Source organism: Arthrobacter sp. HS15c (assembly GCF_040812005.1).
Lineage (GTDB): Bacteria > Actinomycetota > Actinomycetes > Actinomycetales > Micrococcaceae > Arthrobacter.
The window spans coordinates 221,239-237,036 of sequence record NZ_JBFOHM010000008.1 but is presented as its reverse complement, the minus strand read 5'-3'; the positions used below and the strand labels follow the sequence as shown (position 1 = coordinate 237,036).

Sequence of the window (15,798 nt, the reverse complement as noted above, 5' to 3'; positions counted from 1 at the left end):
GAACCTTCGACGTACTGAGACTTTCCATACAGAAAATTCCTTCAAACACCACGAAGCCGAATTTTCGGGATGAAAGTACGCTGCCAAGGGTGCCGGCCAATCCCCTACCCACAAGGAATTGTTGTGCCTCAAAGTACCCCCACAGAACTCGAGAGCCCCACGGCGCAATCCGCCGTCGTCGACTCCACCCTCAGCGCCGAGGGCTACAAAAAATCCCTGAGCGGCCGCCAGGTGACCATGATTGCCATGGGCGGAGCCATCGGCGTCGGCCTCTTTATGGGTGCAGGCGGACGTCTGGCCTCCACCGGCCCGGCACTCATCTTCTCCTACGCCATCGCCGGCGTCATCGCTTACCTGCTGATGCGGGCCCTCGGCGAACTGATCATGTACCGCCAGACGTCGGGTTCCTTCGTCAGCTACGCCGGCGAAATGTTCGGCAAAAAGGGCGCGTACCTGTCCGGCTGGATGTACTTCATCAACTGGGCCATGACCGGCATCGCCGAACTCATCGCGATCGGGCTGTACTTCCAGTTCTTCTTCCCCAATGTGCCGGTTGAACTGTCCGCCATCGCGGCGCTGCTGCTGCTCGTGGGCGTCAACCTCCTGAGCGTCAAGGCGTTCGGCGAATTCGAATTCTGGGCCTCCTGCCTCAAGGTGGGCGCCATCATGATCTTCCTTGCCGTGGGCACGTTCATGGTGGTCACCAACGCCCAGGTGGGCGACGGCCATGCCTCGGTGAACAACCTCTTCGCGGCCGAAGGCGGCATGTTCCCCAAGGGCGCGCTGGTGATGATCCTGGTCCTGAACGCCGTGATCTTCGCCTACAACGGCATTGAGCTCGTGGGCATCACGGCCGGCGAAATGCAGGATCCGGCCAAGGAAGTTCCCAAGGCGATCCGCGCCGTGGTTTTCCGCATCGTGGTGTTCTACGTCGGTTCCGTGACCCTCCTGGCCATGCTGCTGCCCTCGGACCAGTACGTGGCCGGCACTTCGCCGTTCGTCACCGTGTTCGGCCAGATGGGCCTCGGCTGGATGGGCGACGTCATGAACATGATCGTCATCACCGCCGCGCTGTCCTCCTGCAACTCGGGCCTGTACTCGATCGGCCGGATCTTCCGGACCATGGCCAACAACGGACACGCTCCCGAGTGGCTGACCCGGATGTCCAAGAGCCACGTGCCGTACGCCGCCATCCTGGCCATTGGTGCCGTCTACCTCTTGGGCATCCTGCTGAATATCTGGCTGGGCGGCTCGCACGCCTTCGACCTCGCGCTCAACTCCGCCTCGATCGGCGTGATCTTCACCTGGGGCGCCATCTTCGCCAGCCAGATCGCGCTGCGCAAGAAGAAGGGCAAGGTCTCCTCACTGCCCGCGCCCGGCGGAACCTGGAGCAGCTGGGCCGGCCTGGTTGCACTGCTGGCCATCACGGTGCTGATCGGCTTCGACACCATGACCAGCAAGTCCGGCGAGGTCTTCCACCTCGGCCTCTGGACCCTGGCCACCATCCCGTTCTTCGCCCTGGTCCTGTGGCTGGGCTGGCAGAAGGTCCGGAACAACGAGCCCAAGAACGAGCTCTTCAGCTAAGGCTTTTCAACCCAAGCAGTACGACGTCGGCGGGTCACCCTCTCAAGGGCGGCCCGCCGTCGTCGTTGGGGCCTTAGTCCTTCAGGTACCTGGCGAAGTGGTCCTCGATCCGCTGCCACGCCTCGGGGGTGGACTCCGGGTCGGGGCCGATGCCCATGACCCGCATCAGGGGCCGGAACACTGCCGGGCCGAGGTCGGCGTGGTTGAGGAACGCGTGGCCGGCGGTGGGGAATTCCTTGACGCTGTGCGCGATGCCCAGGTTGGTCAGGGCTGTCTCGAGCTTGCCGGCTGCACCCTTGAGTGTGGTGTCCTTGCCGCCGAAGTTGGCCACGATGGGGCAGGCGCCGCGGAGCGCTTCCTCGAGGTTGGACGGCAGCCGGCCGTAGTTCACCGAGGCCGCATCGAACCCGTCGCGGGCCACCAGCAGCGCGAATCCGCCGCCCATGCAGAACCCGATCACGCCGGTTTTGCCGGTGGACAGCGGCGAATCGGCCAGCCATTTCCGGGCCGTGGACAGGTCCGTGAACGGGCGCCCGCTTCCCCTGAGCATGCTCCGCATGGTGCTGACCAGGCAGCGGCGGGTGCCGCCGTCGCTGAACAGGTCCAGCGCCAGCGTCAGATAGCCAGCGCGGGCCAGTCGGTCCGCGTGCCGCCGGGTCATGTCGTTCAGCCCGAACGCCTCGTGGATCATCACGACGGCGGGGAACGGGCCGGTGCCCGACGGCGTGGCGAGGTAGCCGCCCAGGGAAGGTGAGCCGCCAGCTGCGGTGCTCTCGGGGCTCAGGTCAACGTGCGTCATGGGCTAAGGGTAGCCGCGGGGCACAAAAAAGGGCGGCGGCGGATCCCCCATGGGATTCCGCCGTCGCCCGTCTGTGGCTGCTCCGGAGAGCAGCGCGGGGACTAGTTGCGCTTGAACTCGTCCTTGATGTCTTCTCCGACCTTCTTGGCGTCGGCCTTGACCTGGTCCTTCTGGCCTTCAGCCTTGAGGCGGTCGTTGTCCGTGGCGTTTCCGGCTGCTTCCTTGGCCTTGCCGCCCATGTCTTCTGCTGCGTTACTGATCTTGTCTCCGAGGCCCATGGTGGTGCCGCCTTTCGTTTCCGGTGGATCAAACAATGCCTTTTCACCATAACACGAAGCATGCTTACTATTTCAAGTCCCCGGGATACCCCATTTTCTGTTGATTGTCGCTGCCCCGGACTAGGCTCGAATCATGGAACACAGCACCAGCCTCACCCAGCACATCCACGCGTCGCCGGAAAAAGTCTGGTCCGTCATCTCGGACATTCCAGGTTCGGCAGCCACCCTGTCCGGCATTGATTCCATCCAGATGCTCAGCGAGGGCCCGTACGGCGAAGGTACCCGCTGGAAGGAAACCCGCACCATGATGGGCAGGTCGGAAACGGTCGAAATGTGGGTGGCCCAGACTGACCCGCCGCGCAGCACCACGGTCAAGGCCCTGCAAGGCGGGGCCGACTACACCTCCCGCTTTAGCCTGGCCGAGCGCGACGGCGGCACGGACCTGACACTGACTTTCGGCGCCGACGTCATCAAGCCCACTGCACTCAGTAAGATCACCATGGCCCTGTTCGGGAAGATCGGCATGAGCATGACGCGCAAGGCGCTCGCCAAGGACCTGGCGGAGATCGCGGCCAAAGCGGAATCGCTCTAGTGGCGGCAAAGGCACTCAAGGTCACCGGCCCCCGGCTCTCGCCCGTCCGACTGGAGGATCTCACGGACGATCCGGTGCCGGATTTCCAGCGGGGAGAACGGTACGACGGCGTCCGGTACAGTCGTGCGGCGGCTGACGGTCTCGAGCTCAGCGGCACCGACTTCGCCGAGTGTGAGTTCCAGGGCGTCTCCTTCAACGATACCCAGCTGCGCGGCGCCACGTTCCGTGACTGCATCCTGGCCGAGCTCTATGCCCCGGTGTTCACCGCGGCCCGCTCCACCTGGCGCGACGTCCGGCTCGAGAATCCCCGGCTCGGTTCCGCCGAACTGTATGAAAGCGGCTGGCAGTCCGTGCGGATCGACGGCGGAAAGCTGGACTTCCTCAACCTCCGCGGCGCCAAGCTGACCGATGTGCTTATCAGCGACTGCATCATCAACGAGCTGGACCTCGGCTCTGCCGCCGCTTCAAGGGTGACGCTGAAGAACTGCACCATCGGCACCCTTGACCTCACGGGCGCCAGGCTGAAGGACTTCGACCTCCGCGGCACCGATTTCCGGACCATCAGCGGCCTGGGCAGCCTTGCCGGTGTGGTCATCGACGACTACCAGCTCAGCCTCCTTGCCCCGCTCCTGGCCGCCCATCTCGGCGTGGTGGTCCTCTGACACCACTTGGGGGCGGGGTCTTGGTGCCCCTTGCGCGTGCAGTGTAGTCTTTACAGAACGAACGGTCGGTAAGTGGACGTGTTCCCTTGGCCGCCGACGATGACAGTGCCGTTTATCGCGTGAAGGGTGTTTCCATGGCGTCAGCTACCGCAGGACCGCAGGCTTTCCTTGTTGGCGGTGTCCGCACCCCGGTGGGGCGTTACGGCGGGGCGCTGTCCGGCGTCCGCCCCGATGACCTGGCCGCGCTGGTGATCCGGGAGCTGGTGGCCCGGACCGGGCTTGATCCGGACAGCATCGACGAGGTCATCCTGGGCAACGCGAACGGCGCCGGCGAGGAAAACCGGAACGTGGCCCGGATGGCCACCCTCCTGGCAGGGCTTCCGCTCCACATCCCCGGGATCACCGTTAACAGGTTGTGCGCCTCGGGCCTGAGCGCCATCATCCAGGCCAGCCAGATGATCAAGTCCGGCGCCGCGGACATCGTGATTGCCGGCGGGGTGGAGTCCATGAGCCGCGCGCCCTGGGTCCAGGAGAAGCCTTCGGCGGCCTTCGCCAAGCCGGGCCAGATCTTCGACACCTCCATCGGCTGGCGCTTCGTCAATCCGCTCTTCCAGAAGGGCGACCTCGCCCGGGACGGGAAGATGACCTACTCCATGCCGGAAACCGCCGAAGAAGTGGCCCGGGTGGACGGCATCACCCGTGAGGACGCCGACGCCTTCGCCGTCCGCTCCCATGAACGCTCCCTCGCCGCCATCGCCGCAGGACGTTTCACGGACGAAATCGTCCCGGTCACGGTCAAATCCCGCAAATCCGAAACGGTGGTGGACACGGACGAAGGCCCCCGCGCCGGCACCACCCTGGACGTCCTCGCCGGGCTGCGCCCCGTCGTCGCAGGCGGTTCAGTGGTCACAGCAGGCAACTCCTCCACCCTCAACGACGGTGCCTCCGCCATCATCGTCGCGTCCGAGGCCGCCATCGAACGGCTGGGCCTGACACCCCGCGCCCGCATCATCGACGGTGCCTCCGCCGGCTGCGAACCCGAAATCATGGGCATTGGTCCCGTCCCCGCCACGCAGAAGGTGCTCAAGCGGAGCGGCCTCAGCGTTGGTGACCTGGGCGCCGTCGAGCTTAACGAAGCCTTTGCCACGCAGTCGCTGGCGAGCATGCGCCGGCTGGGCCTGGAGCCGGAGATCGTGAATAACGACGGCGGCGCCATCAGTCTGGGGCATCCGCTGGGTTCCAGCGGGTCGCGGCTTGCCATCACCCTGCTGGGCCGGATGGAGCGCGAGGACGCCAGGATCGGCCTCGCCACCATGTGCATCGGCGTGGGCCAGGGCACCGCGATGCTGCTGGAGCGAGTTTAATGGCGGCCCCGGACCTCGCGAACGAACACTTCGGCACCTTGCTGGTCGAGGAGCGGGACGACCGTGTGGTGGTGCTCCTCAACCGTCCCGAGGTCCGCAACGCCATCGACCAGCAGATGGTTGATGAGCTGCATACCGTCTGCGCCGCGCTGGAGCAGAATCCCAAAGTCCTGATCATCGCCGGCGTGGACGGGGTCTTCGCGTCCGGGGCGGACATCGCCCAGCTGCGCGAGCGGCGCCGGGACGACGCTTTGCAGGGCATTAACTCCACGATCTTCGTGCGGATCGCCAAGCTGCCCATGCCCGTTATAGCCGCGCTGGACGGTTATTGCCTGGGCGGCGGGGCCGAGCTTGCCTACGCCGCGGACTTTCGGATCGGAACCCCCAGCGTGCGGATCGGCAACCCCGAAACCGGCCTGGGCATCCTCGCCGCGGCCGGGGCCAGCTGGCGGTTGAAGGAACTCGTGGGCGAGCCGCTGGCCAAGCAGATCCTGCTCGCCGGCCTGGTCCTCCGCGCCGAAGACGCCCTGGCCGCCAACCTCATCACCGAGATCCATGAGGCGCCGGAACTGATGGACGCCGCGCACAACCTGGCGGACAGGATCGGCCGCCAGGACCCGCTGGCAGTGCGGATCACCAAGTCCGTGTTCCACTCCCCGGCCGAGGCGCACCCGCTGATCGACCAGCTGGCGCAGGGGATCCTCTTTGAATCCCAGGCCAAATTCGACCGCATGCAGGCGTTCCTCGACAAGAAAACCGGCGAGAAGAAGCTCGACAAGAAGACAGAGAAGAAATAGACATGGCAACTTCGAACCTCCCTTCCACCGTCGGTGTCCTCGGCGGCGGCCGCATGGGCGCAGGAATCGCGCATGCCTTCCTGATCAACGGCGCCAATGTCCTGGTGGTGGAACGCGACGAAGCCTCCGCCGAAGCCGCCCGGGAACGGGTGGAATCCGCTGCCGCCAAGAGCATCGAACGCGGAGCAGTCGACGGCAACCTCGATGAGATGGCGTCGCGGCTCACGGTCACGGTGGACTACGACGACTTCAAGGACCGCCTGCTGGTGGTCGAGGCCGTGCCCGAGGACTGGGACCTGAAGGTCACCTCGCTGCGCGGCATCGAAGAACGCCTGGCTGACGATGCCTTCCTGGCGTCCAACACCTCCTCCCTGTCCGTCAACGGGCTGGCCCGTGAACTGAAGCGGCCGCAGAACTTCCTCGGCCTGCACTTCTTCAACCCCGTCCCCGCCTCCACGCTCATCGAGGTGGTCCTCGGCGAGCAGACGTCCCCGGACCTGGCTGCCGCCGCGAAAAGGTGGGTCGAGGCACTCGGCAAGACCGCCGTCGTCGTTAATGACGCCCCCGGCTTTGCCTCCTCGCGGCTGGGCGTGGCCATCGCGCTGGAGGCGATGCGCATGGTGGAGGAGGGCGTGGCGTCCGCGGAGGACATCGACGCCGCAATGGTGCTGGGTTACAAGCACCCCACCGGTCCGCTGAGGACCACGGACATTGTGGGGCTGGACGTGCGGCTGGGCATCGCCGAGTACCTGCACTCGACGCTGGGGGAGCGGTTCGCGCCGCCGCAGATCCTGCGCGACAAGGTTGCCCGCGGCGAACTGGGACGAAAGTCCGGCAAGGGATTTTTCGACTGGGCTGAGTAGGATTTCCGGGTGACCCTCTTTGAACCCCTCACCCTGACCGGCCGGCACGTCATCCTGGAGCCACTGAGCCCGTCCCACCATGACGGCCTGGTGGCGGCCGCCCAGGATGGCGAGCTGTGGAACCTCTGGTACACCTCCGTGCCTGAGCCGGAGGGGATGGCGGCGGAGATCGACCGCCGGCTGGCCCTGCAGGAGCAGGGGTCCATGCTGCCGTTCACCACGCGGCTGATCGATCCTGCCACGGGCGGTCCGGGCAGGGTCATCGGGATGACCACGTACATGAATATCGACGCCGGCACGCCCCGGGTGGAGATCGGCTCCACCTGGAATGCGGCGTCAGTTCAGGGCACCGGAACCAACCCGGATTCCAAGCTGCTGCTCCTGCGCCACGCGTTCGAGACCCTTGGCTGCCCCGCGGCTGAGTTCAGGACGCACTGGCTCAACCACCAATCCCGGGAGGCCATTGCCCGGCTTGGCGCCAAGCAGGACGGCGTGCTGCGCAACCACTCCAGGACCGCGGATGGCGTGCTGCGCGACACCGTGGTGTTCTCGATCCTCGAGCACGAGTGGCCCATGGTCCGGAACGGGCTGGAGTACAGGCTCGCCAAGCGCCGTTAGGACCGGCGCCTGGCGGGCTGGGTGTCGTTAGTTGCCGCGGTGCTCTGTTAAGGCCGGGCCAACTGCTTAAGATTCACTGAAGCGAGTAGGGCCTCGGCATATTGAACATGGCCGGCTTGGTTCGGGTGGAAGTTTCGGGGTTCGAAAGGATCCACCTGGGAAAGGAAAAGCCACGGGCTGAGTGTGTTGACTTCATGGCCTGCAAACCTTGCCGTGACGTCGACATACTGGACCTGCGCCCCGTACAAGGTATTTGCCTCTGCAGCGGCCGATGCAATGGTTGTATTCAGTCCCACGGTTCCCGCGTTAATAAGCCCCTGCCTATCCACCGGAATTACTGGGAATCCGGCGGTATTGAACAGCCTGGCGTAGCCAAGGATCACTATCCTGGCACGGGGAGCTTGGCTGTGAATGGCAGCGAAGGCGTCAATGAGGTTTGCGCGAACCTGCGGCAGTGCCAGCTGAGACGCCAGAACGGCTCCGCTGCAATCATCGGGGCTGCCCGCGATGCAGTTGAAAAGAACATTGCTCACACCAGCATCATTGGCGCCCGCCGTCATGCTGACGAGTTCGGTGTCCTTGGAGAGTTTGCCCCCCAAGGTCAGTTGGGCTATTTGATCCTCGACGCTGGTGACCCCGTCCCATGTCGGGTCTGCAAGAAGCGCTCCGTGACATGCCGCGTTTTTCACTAGAACAACAGGGGTGGCCAAGTCCACTTTGTCGACGTAACCATTGGCAGTCTGAGTGCATGGCAGCGTTGGCACAAAGGGGCCAGTCGCCGTCGTGCCAATGGTGTCCGCCCCAGTCCCCGCTGTATACGAGTCCCCCACCGCGACGTAGTCCACGTCCCTGGGTGGCGGCGCAGCGCCAGCCGGAATGGCCGTAAAGCCGAGTGCCATGGCCACGGTGGCCAGGCCGGCCGCAAAAGCCGGGCGCCGGCGTCGTACTGCTGGAAGTGTCATTGGGTTCCCCTTTTAGCTGATCGAGTGCACGGGTGAGATAAGTGCCACCGTACGCCTCCGCGCAGCGGCGGTCACGGCCCGGAACTACCCTAATTTTTCGGCCGACACTACCTATTCCTGCGCGTGCAGCGTTCGCCGGCGTGTGGTTAGCTGTCCGGATGGAGAAACCTGGCGGACCCTTGGACTGGGACGGGGCCGTAAATGGCTGGCACGTGGCCGGCAACGTCTACCGGATGGGGCGCCGTGAATGGCTCACGGAGGCGGGCTGGCAGAACGCGTTCGACGACGGCGTCCGCACCGTGGTGGACCTCCGCAACTCCCGTGAAGCCCGGCGCCGGGACACCGATCCCGCCGTGGCAGACGCGGCCTGGTCCGGCATGCAGATCGTGTCCGCGCCCACCGAAGAGCCCGACGACACGCGGTTCACCGCCCTGTGCGGGCCGTACCTGAACGACCCCGCCCACTATGTCCACAACGTCCTGCTGTTTCCGGAGCACATCGTCGCCGTCTTCCGCGCCATCGCCGATGCCGCGCCCGCCGGCGGAGTGGTGGTCCACTGTGCAGCGGGCCGGGACCGCAGCGGCATGGTGGCCGCCATGCTGCAGGACCTGGCCGGCGATTCGGACGGGCAGATCGCCAACGGCTACGCGCAGGCCGCCCGCGGCATCAACGAGCGCTACCGCACGCACGGACCGCCGCACGACCGCGAACGCTACCTCGGGGAAGCCGAACTGGCGCCGCTGCTGGAGGAACGTAGCCGCGCCGTGGTGGCCTTCGTCCGGGACCTGGACACAGAGGGTTTCCTGTTGGGGCAGGGCCTCACAGATACAGAGCTCCACGCTGTCCGGTCCGTCCTTGGCGTCACGGTGGCTCAATGAAATCTGGACCATATCTGGGGGCTGGCATGAAACGGATTCTGACAATTGGTGCGGCGGCAGGCCTGATGCTGGGTTCGGCACTGGCGGCTGTCCCGGCGTCGGCGGAAACGGCGGCTGCTCCGACGGGGCGCGAAACGACGGCACCGCCCGCTGCGCCGGGCATCAGCGGCGCCGGCCTGGCCGAGGCAGTGTCCCGCGACCTGGGCCTCACCCCCGAGGAATTCAATGCGGCGGGCGAGCTTGGCCGGCAGGCCGCGGCGGCTGCCGAGGTGCTCCGCAGCGTCCCCGGCTACACCGGCACGCGCCTGCAGGACGGCCGCATCATTATCAGCGGCTCCGGGCCGGAGCTGGAGGCACGGGTGGCGGACCTCGCCGCCACGACTCCCGCCTTGGCCCTCGAGCCTCCTGCCGTGGAGGCCGCTGACGGAACGCCCGGAACCGAGCTGGCCGTCAGTACCCAGCAGCTCTTCCAGGCCTACGTCCGGGACGTGGGACCGCAGGGTCTGCAGGCCGTGGCCTACTCCGACGGGAAGTTTGTCATCCGCACGGGCGGAACCAATGCCGCCGAATCGACCACCGGCAGCATGATCCCTGGCCAGGGTTCCCCGGCGGCAGCGGCAGGGAAGGTGTCCGCCGAGGACTTTGTTGCCCGGTTTTCCAATGTAAAGCTCGACGCCGGCACGGACCTCGCGCCGGAAGCGGACCTGGTGGGCGGCCAGGGCTATTTCGCCGACACCGGGGAAATCTGCTCCACGGGGTTTTCGGCTTTCGACCCTGCGGGCCTCCCGTCGGTCCTCACCGCGGGGCACTGCTCCGACGACGGTGCCGCGCAGGAGGCCAGCCTGGAATTCCCGGCCTGGACACCCGCCGGTCCATTGGGGACCTTCGGGTTCAGCCAGTTCGGCGGCCCCGGCAACACCAGCATCGTGGGGGACGAGGACAACCCCGGCAACGTAGGGACAGACGTTGCCGTGATCGGCTCGATAGCGGCAGGACTTGAACCGCAGCCCGCCGCCAGCACATGGAGCGATCCGTCCCAGGCCGGCCCGGACGCCAAGATCATCGGCACCGCTGCCCCTGTGGAGGGACAGCCGGTGTGCCGCTCCGGACGGACCTCAGCGTGGTCCTGCGGCACGATCGACGAGGTGGGCATCTACGTCGTTCAGGGCCGTTCCGGCAATCCCGCGGACCTGAGGGCCTTCAGCGGGTTCCTCTCGTTCGCGGTCCAGTCCAGCGGCGGCGACTCCGGCGGCCCCTGGCTCAGCGGCAACTACGCGGTGGGCATCCACGCCGCGGGGGAGGGCGCCGGCGCCCCGGTGAACTTCGCGGTGGCAGCAACACTGGACGATGCCCTGGCAGTCCTGCCCGGCTACCAGCTGGAACTCTTCCTCAACAAGCCCACGGTGACGTCTCCCGCCCCCGGCGGGACCTTCGAACCCGGGCAAACCATCGCCGGCACCGTTCCCGCGGCCCCTGCCTCGGCCGTCGCTGCCGGGTCCACGGTCCGGATCACCATTTCCGGGGAGGCACCCTTCGACGTGCCCGTCGACAGTGCCGGCAACTGGCAGTTCACCGCGCCCGAAGCTGCCCCCGCTGCCGCCCCCGGAGCGCTTAGCTTCACCGCCGAAACCGTCAATGGATTCAGCGCCTCAGGGGCCGGCGCCTTCGAGTTCGCCCCGGCGGAAGCCGGCACCCCGGACCCTCAGCCGCCAGTTATCGAACCGGCGCCGCAACCTCCGGTCACGCAACCTGACCCCGACCCGCCGGCGGCGGAAGCTCCCCTCACTCCCAGTACCGTGGCCCCGGCAGGTGCCGCGACCGTCGTCGAACCTCCCGCCAACCCAGCGGCCACCCGCCTGGCGAACACGCGGCTGGCCAACACCGGAGCCGACGGCTTGCTGACCGCAGCCGGTGCAGCGCTGGCGGCCATCGCCGTCGGCGGTGTCCTGCTGCTCCTCCGCAGACGGAAGAAGCGCCCCACCCCCTAGGACGCTCTCACTTACCGCAAGGATTCGGGCAACGCTCTCTCACTTACCGCAAGGATTCGGGCAACGCTCTCTCACTTACCGCAAGGATTCGGGGAACCCTCTCTCACTTACCGCAAGGATTCGGGCAACGCTCTCACTTGTCGCCATGGATCTGGCGGCGCCCCCGCACGTTTTCGGGTGCAACCGACGGCAGATCGGCTGAGCGGGGTGCGCGACTACTTTTCCGGTCCAGCAGCAGGTTGGTGATGCGCATCGTGCAGAGCCGCTGGCCGGCGTCGTTGGTGATCAGGACTTCGTGCGTGGTCAGGGTGCCGCCCAAGTGGATGGGCGTCGCGGTGATGGTGATCTGGCCGTCCCGCGCGGAGCGGTGGTGCGTGGCGGAGACGTCCACGCCCACGGCGGTCTTGCCCATCGTGCTCGCGTGGATGACCGCGGCCCACGACCCCACAGCCTCGCCAACCGCCAGGGACGCGCCGCCGTGCAGCAGGCCGAACGACTGCCGGTTTCCCTCCACAGGCATCGTGGCCACCACGCGCTGCACGGATTCCTCCACGATCCTGACGCCCATCTTCTCGTCGAGTTCACCCAGGGTGATCTTCCAGAGTGCGGCGTCAGTGACGTCCGGGGCTGAGTCGGGGCTGTCCTGCGATGGGGCGGTCATGGCTCTCCTTCGTGGCAATGCTGGAAGTTCTAGTGTGCAGCACGGAACATTCATGTACTGTAGGTATATTACCGAACGTACGGTCAGTAATGTCCTGGCCGATAACGTTTGTCCCCGTGTTGGAAGGACCCGTCAACGATGACCACCACTGCAACAGCTGAACCCACAGTCGACACCGTCGAGACCGTCCCCAGTTTTGTGCAGGACTCCTGGTGGACTCCCGACGCCGGTTCGGCAGCATCCGCCGTCCCCGTGCGGGATGCGAGCACCGGCGAAGTCCTGGCCAAGGTGAGCACCGACGGGCTGGACCTTGCCGCCGTCGTCGATTACGGCCGCACCACCGGCCAGGCGGAACTGGGCAAGCTGACGTTCCACCAGCGCGCTCTCAAGCTCAAGGAACTCGCGCAGTACCTTAACGCCCGCCGCGAGCATTTCTACATGTTCTCCGCCCAGACCGGCGCCACCAAAATCGACTCGATGATCGACATCGACGGCGGCATCGGCGTCCTGTTCACCTTCGGCTCCAAGGGCCGGCGCGAGCTGCCCAACTCGCACGTGGTGGTGGACGGTCCCATGGAGATCCTGTCCAAGGACGGCTCGTTCGTTGGCGAGCATATCTACACCCGCATCCCGGGCGTGGCCGTCCAGATCAACGCATTCAACTTCCCGGTCTGGGGCATGCTGGAAAAGCTCGCGCCGGCCTTCATCGCCGGGGTCCCGACCATCGTCAAGCCCGCCACCCCGACCGGGTATGTGGCCGCGGCCGTGGTGAAGGCGATCATCGAATCCAACATCCTGCCCAAGGGCTCGCTGCAACTGATCTCCGGCTCGGTCCGGGGCCTCATGGACGTGCTCGACTACCGTGACCTGGTGGCGTTCACCGGCTCGGCTTCTACTGCGTTGTCCCTGAAATCTCACCCCAACGTGGTCCAGGGCGGCGTCCGCTTCACCTCCGAGACGGACTCCCTCAACGCCGCCATCCTCGGCCCGGACGCCGTCGAAGGCACGCCGGAGTTCGACGCCTTCATCAAGTCAGTGGTCACCGAAATGACCGTCAAAGCCGGGCAGAAATGCACCTCGATCCGCCGGACCATCGTCCCGCAGGAGCTGGTGCCGGCAGTTTCCGCCGAGATCGGCAAGCGCATCGAGGAGCGTGTGGTCCTCGGCGACCCGCGCGCCGAAGGCGTCACCATGGGCGCCCTGGCGTCCCTGGAGCAGCTCGCCGACGTCCGCGTCGCCGTGCAGTCCATGCTCGACTCCGGCGGCGAGCTCGCGTACGGAACGCTCGATTCGCCGTCGGTCACCTCCGCCGACGGAACCACCGGCGTGGTGGACGGCGGCGCGTTCATGTCGCCGGTCCTGCTGAGCTGGGACAACCCGGAAACGGAGGCAATCCACTCGCTGGAGGCCTTCGGTCCCGTCACGTCGGTGATCGGATACGCGGACCTGGCCGACGCCGTCCGCCTCGCCGCCCGCGGCGGCGGCTCGCTGGTGGCCTCGGTCTGCACCAACGATCCCGCGGTGGCGCAGGAGCTCGTCATGGGCATCGCGGCCCACCACGGCCGTGTCCTGATGCTCAACCGGGAGGACGCGCGTTCGTCCACCGGGCACGGGTCGCCGGTGCCGCACCTGGTCCACGGCGGCCCCGGCCGGGCCGGCGGCGGCGAGGAATTGGGCGGTATCCGCTCGGTGATGCACCACATGCAGCGCACCGCCATCCAGGGCTCGCCCAACATGCTCACCGCCGTCACGGGCGTCTGGCACACGGGCTCCGACCGGAACTTCACCCTCGAGAGTGAGGGGGCACACCCGTTCCGGAAGTCGCTGGAGACGCTACGGATCGGTGACGCCGTCCGGTCCGACCTGCGACAGGTCACCCTGGAGGACATCACCGCGTTCGCCAACACCACAGGGGACACGTTCTACGCGCACACCAACCAGGAAGCCGCGGAAGCCAACCCGTTCTTCCCGGGCATCGTGGCGCACGGCTACCTGCTGCTGGCGTGGGGCGCTGGCCTGTTCGTGGAGCCCGCTCCGGGCCCGGTCCTGGCCAACTACGGGCTGGAAAACCTGCGCTTCATCACGCCCGTGGCAGCCGGGGACTCCATCCGGGTGACCCTCACCGCTAAGAAGATCACCCCGCGCGAGACCGACGAGTACGGCGAAGTGGCCTGGGACGCCGTCCTGACCAACCAGAACGACGAAATTGTGGCCACCTACGACGTCCTCACCCTCGTGGAGAAGTAAGTCCCCCCGGACGCTCTGTCACTTCCTGCGGGTTTTTCCCGGACGCTCTATCACTTCCGGCTGCTCCCTCCCGGGGCTCCCCTCGTGGGGGAGCGCCGGGCGGGCGGGAGTGCCCTTCCCCAGGGCATAAAGCCGCCGCACCGACCAGCACAGCAGCACCACCAGCAGGAGATTGCGGATGGTCAGTACCAGGACAGCAAGGGGATGGCCGTTGCTGAGCGGATTGAAGAGCACCGGGAAGACGAAGAACGTGGCGACGGCGATGATCATCACCAGAGCTGCCGGAACGCGCCATTCTTTCCAGCTGTAGGCCAGCCCCACGGCCACGGCGGGACCCAGCCACAGCACGAACTGGGGCGAGCCCACCTTGTTGAACACGACGAAGGCAGTAGCCAGGGTCAGCGAACCCACGAGCAGCAGCTCCGTGCGGTCAGCGCCGCCCCTTTGCTTGCCGTTGTGCAGGGCCCAGAAAATCAGGCCAGCCACCGTGAACGCGGCCAGGAGAAGAAGCGGCTGCATCAGGACTGACATGACTTCCGTCCCCGGCCCGTCCACCTGCATGGAGCCGATCCCCACGTTCAGGTAGGTCCGCGAACCTTCGACGCCCAGCACTGATAGCCACACCCACGGCGTGCTGAAGGTGGCTTCAAGCTGCATTCCGCGGTCGCCCTGCAGCGTCAGGAAATTCAGCAGCTTGGGGATCCAGCCCATCACGACGGCGAGTCCCACGGCCAAGGCCGTGACCGCGATCCCGGCCACCACCAGCCGCACCCGGTTCCTGCTCACCGCGAACAACGACAGCAGCACCGCGGCCGGCCAGACCTTGATCCAGGTGCCCACGCTGAGGAGCACAGCGGCGGCAAACGGTGCCGACACACCAAAGGCCAGGGCGACGAGAACAATCGGGGCCGTCACCCCATCAACGCGTGAGAACCCCACGAAGCCCAGCACTGAGAGGAACAGGAGCCACCACCACGCTGCCCGGATCGCCTGTTGCTCGCGGCCCCACCTGGTCAGCTTGGCCAGGGCCAGGCCGTTAAGCAGGGTGACCATCAGGACCCACCCCGTGAAGTAGAACTGGGAGCCGACGACCCCGGCCAGCGCCATGGGCACCACGGCCAGGATGGGATACACGGACGCGCTGGGGCCGCCGGTGGGATTCTCGCTGCTGAAGCCGGAAATCATCCAGTCGCGGTAAATGGCTGTATCGCCGAGGGCTGCTCCCCGCAACGAAAAGGCCAGGGAAAAGGCGAGGAAGGCCAGGTGGATGACCAGGTAGCCCCAGAGCAGGCCGGTGCGCGAATTCAACGCCCTTTCCCACCGTGCCGGGAGCACCCGGGACCGGAGCCGGGAGAGTTTGCTGAAGATCAGGTCACTGGAGATGGGACTACCTCGAAACTGGCATGCTGGCTGTGCTGGGCATAGTGGCCAGTTTCTCACGAACGGTCAGGGGCCTGCCTGCCGGGACTGCGAGAGGGTCCGGGATTAAGCGACAGGGAGTGATA

The 15,798-nt window shown here is 66.3% G+C and carries 15 protein-coding genes; 10 read left to right on the top strand and 5 right to left on the bottom strand.

Features of this window, described 5'->3' with window-relative positions:
* The first annotated feature begins 123 nt into the window (after window positions 1-123).
* Window positions 124-1,584 carry an amino acid permease gene (locus tag ABV518_RS15180; protein ID WP_367768108.1) on the top strand — a complete coding sequence of 487 codons (1,461 nt, stop codon included), beginning with the start codon at window positions 124-126 and terminating at the stop codon, window positions 1,582-1,584.
* 73 nt (window positions 1,585-1,657) lie between these two features.
* Here the strand turns inward: ABV518_RS15180 and ABV518_RS15175 are convergent, their stop codons facing one another.
* Together ABV518_RS15175 and ABV518_RS15170 are read right to left on the bottom strand one after the other, a co-directional pair.
* Window positions 1,658-2,383 carry a dienelactone hydrolase family protein gene (locus ABV518_RS15175; protein WP_367768107.1) on the bottom strand — a complete coding sequence of 242 codons (726 nt, stop codon included), beginning with the start codon at window positions 2,381-2,383 and terminating at the stop codon, window positions 1,658-1,660.
* A gap of 101 nt (window positions 2,384-2,484) precedes the next feature.
* A complete protein-coding gene (locus tag ABV518_RS15170; protein WP_367768302.1) occupies window positions 2,485-2,661 on the bottom strand; it encodes a CsbD family protein in 177 nt (58 codons plus the stop codon).
* A gap of 133 nt (window positions 2,662-2,794) precedes the next feature.
* On the opposite strand from ABV518_RS15170, the gene ABV518_RS15165 reads away from it, so the two are divergent.
* The 6 genes from ABV518_RS15165 to ABV518_RS15140 all read left to right on the top strand — a co-directional run bounded on the left by ABV518_RS15165 (window position 2,795) and on the right by ABV518_RS15140 (window position 7,557).
* Window positions 2,795-3,253 (top strand): SRPBCC family protein, encoded by a 459-nt coding sequence (locus tag ABV518_RS15165; protein ID WP_367768105.1) that lies wholly within the window; start codon window positions 2,795-2,797, stop codon window positions 3,251-3,253.
* Window positions 3,253-3,915 carry a pentapeptide repeat-containing protein gene (locus ABV518_RS15160; RefSeq protein WP_367768103.1) on the top strand — a complete coding sequence of 221 codons (663 nt, stop codon included), beginning with the start codon at window positions 3,253-3,255 and terminating at the stop codon, window positions 3,913-3,915. The genes ABV518_RS15165 and ABV518_RS15160 overlap by 1 nt, the downstream gene beginning before the upstream one ends.
* Window positions 3,916-4,049: 134 nt before the next feature.
* Window positions 4,050-5,279 carry an acetyl-CoA C-acyltransferase gene (locus ABV518_RS15155; protein WP_367768101.1) on the top strand — a complete coding sequence of 410 codons (1,230 nt, stop codon included), beginning with the start codon at window positions 4,050-4,052 and terminating at the stop codon, window positions 5,277-5,279.
* Entirely contained in the window at window positions 5,279-6,076 is a 798-nt protein-coding gene (locus ABV518_RS15150; RefSeq protein WP_367768099.1) for an enoyl-CoA hydratase/isomerase family protein, read from the top strand. Before ABV518_RS15155 ends, ABV518_RS15150 begins: the two co-directional genes overlap by 1 nt.
* A gap of 2 nt (window positions 6,077-6,078) precedes the next feature.
* The gene (locus ABV518_RS15145; protein WP_367768097.1) at window positions 6,079-6,939 is read left to right on the top strand and encodes a 3-hydroxyacyl-CoA dehydrogenase family protein; all 861 of its coding nucleotides are present in this window, start codon (window positions 6,079-6,081) and stop codon (window positions 6,937-6,939) included.
* Window positions 6,940-6,948: 9 nt separating this feature from the next.
* Window positions 6,949-7,557 carry a GNAT family N-acetyltransferase gene (locus ABV518_RS15140; RefSeq protein WP_367768095.1) on the top strand — a complete coding sequence of 203 codons (609 nt, stop codon included), beginning with the start codon at window positions 6,949-6,951 and terminating at the stop codon, window positions 7,555-7,557.
* Window positions 7,558-7,604: 47 nt separating this feature from the next.
* On the opposite strand, the gene ABV518_RS15135 is transcribed toward ABV518_RS15140, so the two are convergent.
* Window positions 7,605-8,519, bottom strand: coding sequence for an SGNH/GDSL hydrolase family protein (locus tag ABV518_RS15135; protein WP_367768093.1), 915 nt, complete (start codon window positions 8,517-8,519; stop codon window positions 7,605-7,607).
* Between the two features lie 158 nt (window positions 8,520-8,677).
* Here ABV518_RS15135 and ABV518_RS15130 point away from each other — a divergent pair, with 158 nt between their 5' ends.
* Together ABV518_RS15130 and ABV518_RS15125 are read left to right on the top strand one after the other, a co-directional pair.
* On the top strand, window positions 8,678-9,397 hold the full coding sequence (locus ABV518_RS15130) for a tyrosine-protein phosphatase (protein ID WP_367768091.1): 720 nt from the start codon (window positions 8,678-8,680) through the stop codon (window positions 9,395-9,397).
* A 26-nt stretch (window positions 9,398-9,423) separates the two neighbouring features.
* Window positions 9,424-11,385, top strand: coding sequence for a trypsin-like serine protease (locus tag ABV518_RS15125; protein ID WP_367768089.1), 1,962 nt, complete (start codon window positions 9,424-9,426; stop codon window positions 11,383-11,385).
* A 133-nt stretch (window positions 11,386-11,518) separates the two neighbouring features.
* Here the strand turns inward: ABV518_RS15125 and ABV518_RS15120 are convergent, their stop codons facing one another.
* Entirely contained in the window at window positions 11,519-12,046 is a 528-nt protein-coding gene (locus tag ABV518_RS15120; RefSeq protein WP_367768087.1) for a PaaI family thioesterase, read from the bottom strand.
* A 138-nt stretch (window positions 12,047-12,184) separates the two neighbouring features.
* On the opposite strand from ABV518_RS15120, the gene paaZ reads away from it, so the two are divergent.
* On the top strand, window positions 12,185-14,293 hold the full coding sequence (gene paaZ, locus ABV518_RS15115) for a phenylacetic acid degradation bifunctional protein PaaZ (RefSeq protein ID WP_367768085.1): 2,109 nt from the start codon (window positions 12,185-12,187) through the stop codon (window positions 14,291-14,293).
* Between the two features lie 18 nt (window positions 14,294-14,311).
* On the opposite strand, the gene ABV518_RS15110 is transcribed toward paaZ, so the two are convergent.
* Window positions 14,312-15,601 carry a glycosyltransferase 87 family protein gene (locus tag ABV518_RS15110; RefSeq protein ID WP_367768083.1) on the bottom strand — a complete coding sequence of 430 codons (1,290 nt, stop codon included), beginning with the start codon at window positions 15,599-15,601 and terminating at the stop codon, window positions 14,312-14,314.
* Window positions 15,602-15,798 lie beyond the last annotated feature (197 nt).

Bases quoted from the DNA above. Each gene is read 5' to 3' on its own strand.
- ABV518_RS15175 (WP_367768107.1), bottom strand. From the start codon at position 2,383: ATGACGCACGTTGACCTGAGCCCCGAGAGCACCGCAGCTGGCGGCTCA.
- ABV518_RS15120 (WP_367768087.1), bottom strand. From the start codon at position 12,046: ATGACCGCCCCATCGCAGGACAGCCCCGACTCAGCCCCGGACGTCACT.
- paaZ (WP_367768085.1), top strand. From the start codon at position 12,185: ATGACCACCACTGCAACAGCTGAACCCACAGTCGACACCGTCGAGACC.
- ABV518_RS15130 (WP_367768091.1), top strand. From the start codon at position 8,678: ATGGAGAAACCTGGCGGACCCTTGGACTGGGACGGGGCCGTAAATGGC.
- ABV518_RS15155 (WP_367768101.1), top strand. From the start codon at position 4,050: ATGGCGTCAGCTACCGCAGGACCGCAGGCTTTCCTTGTTGGCGGTGTC.
- ABV518_RS15170 (WP_367768302.1), bottom strand. From the start codon at position 2,661: ATGGGCCTCGGAGACAAGATCAGTAACGCAGCAGAAGACATGGGCGGC.
- ABV518_RS15125 (WP_367768089.1), top strand. From the start codon at position 9,424: ATGAAACGGATTCTGACAATTGGTGCGGCGGCAGGCCTGATGCTGGGT.
- ABV518_RS15145 (WP_367768097.1), top strand. From the start codon at position 6,079: ATGGCAACTTCGAACCTCCCTTCCACCGTCGGTGTCCTCGGCGGCGGC.
- ABV518_RS15165 (WP_367768105.1), top strand. From the start codon at position 2,795: ATGGAACACAGCACCAGCCTCACCCAGCACATCCACGCGTCGCCGGAA.
- ABV518_RS15135 (WP_367768093.1), bottom strand. From the start codon at position 8,519: ATGACACTTCCAGCAGTACGACGCCGGCGCCCGGCTTTTGCGGCCGGC.
- ABV518_RS15150 (WP_367768099.1), top strand. From the start codon at position 5,279: ATGGCGGCCCCGGACCTCGCGAACGAACACTTCGGCACCTTGCTGGTC.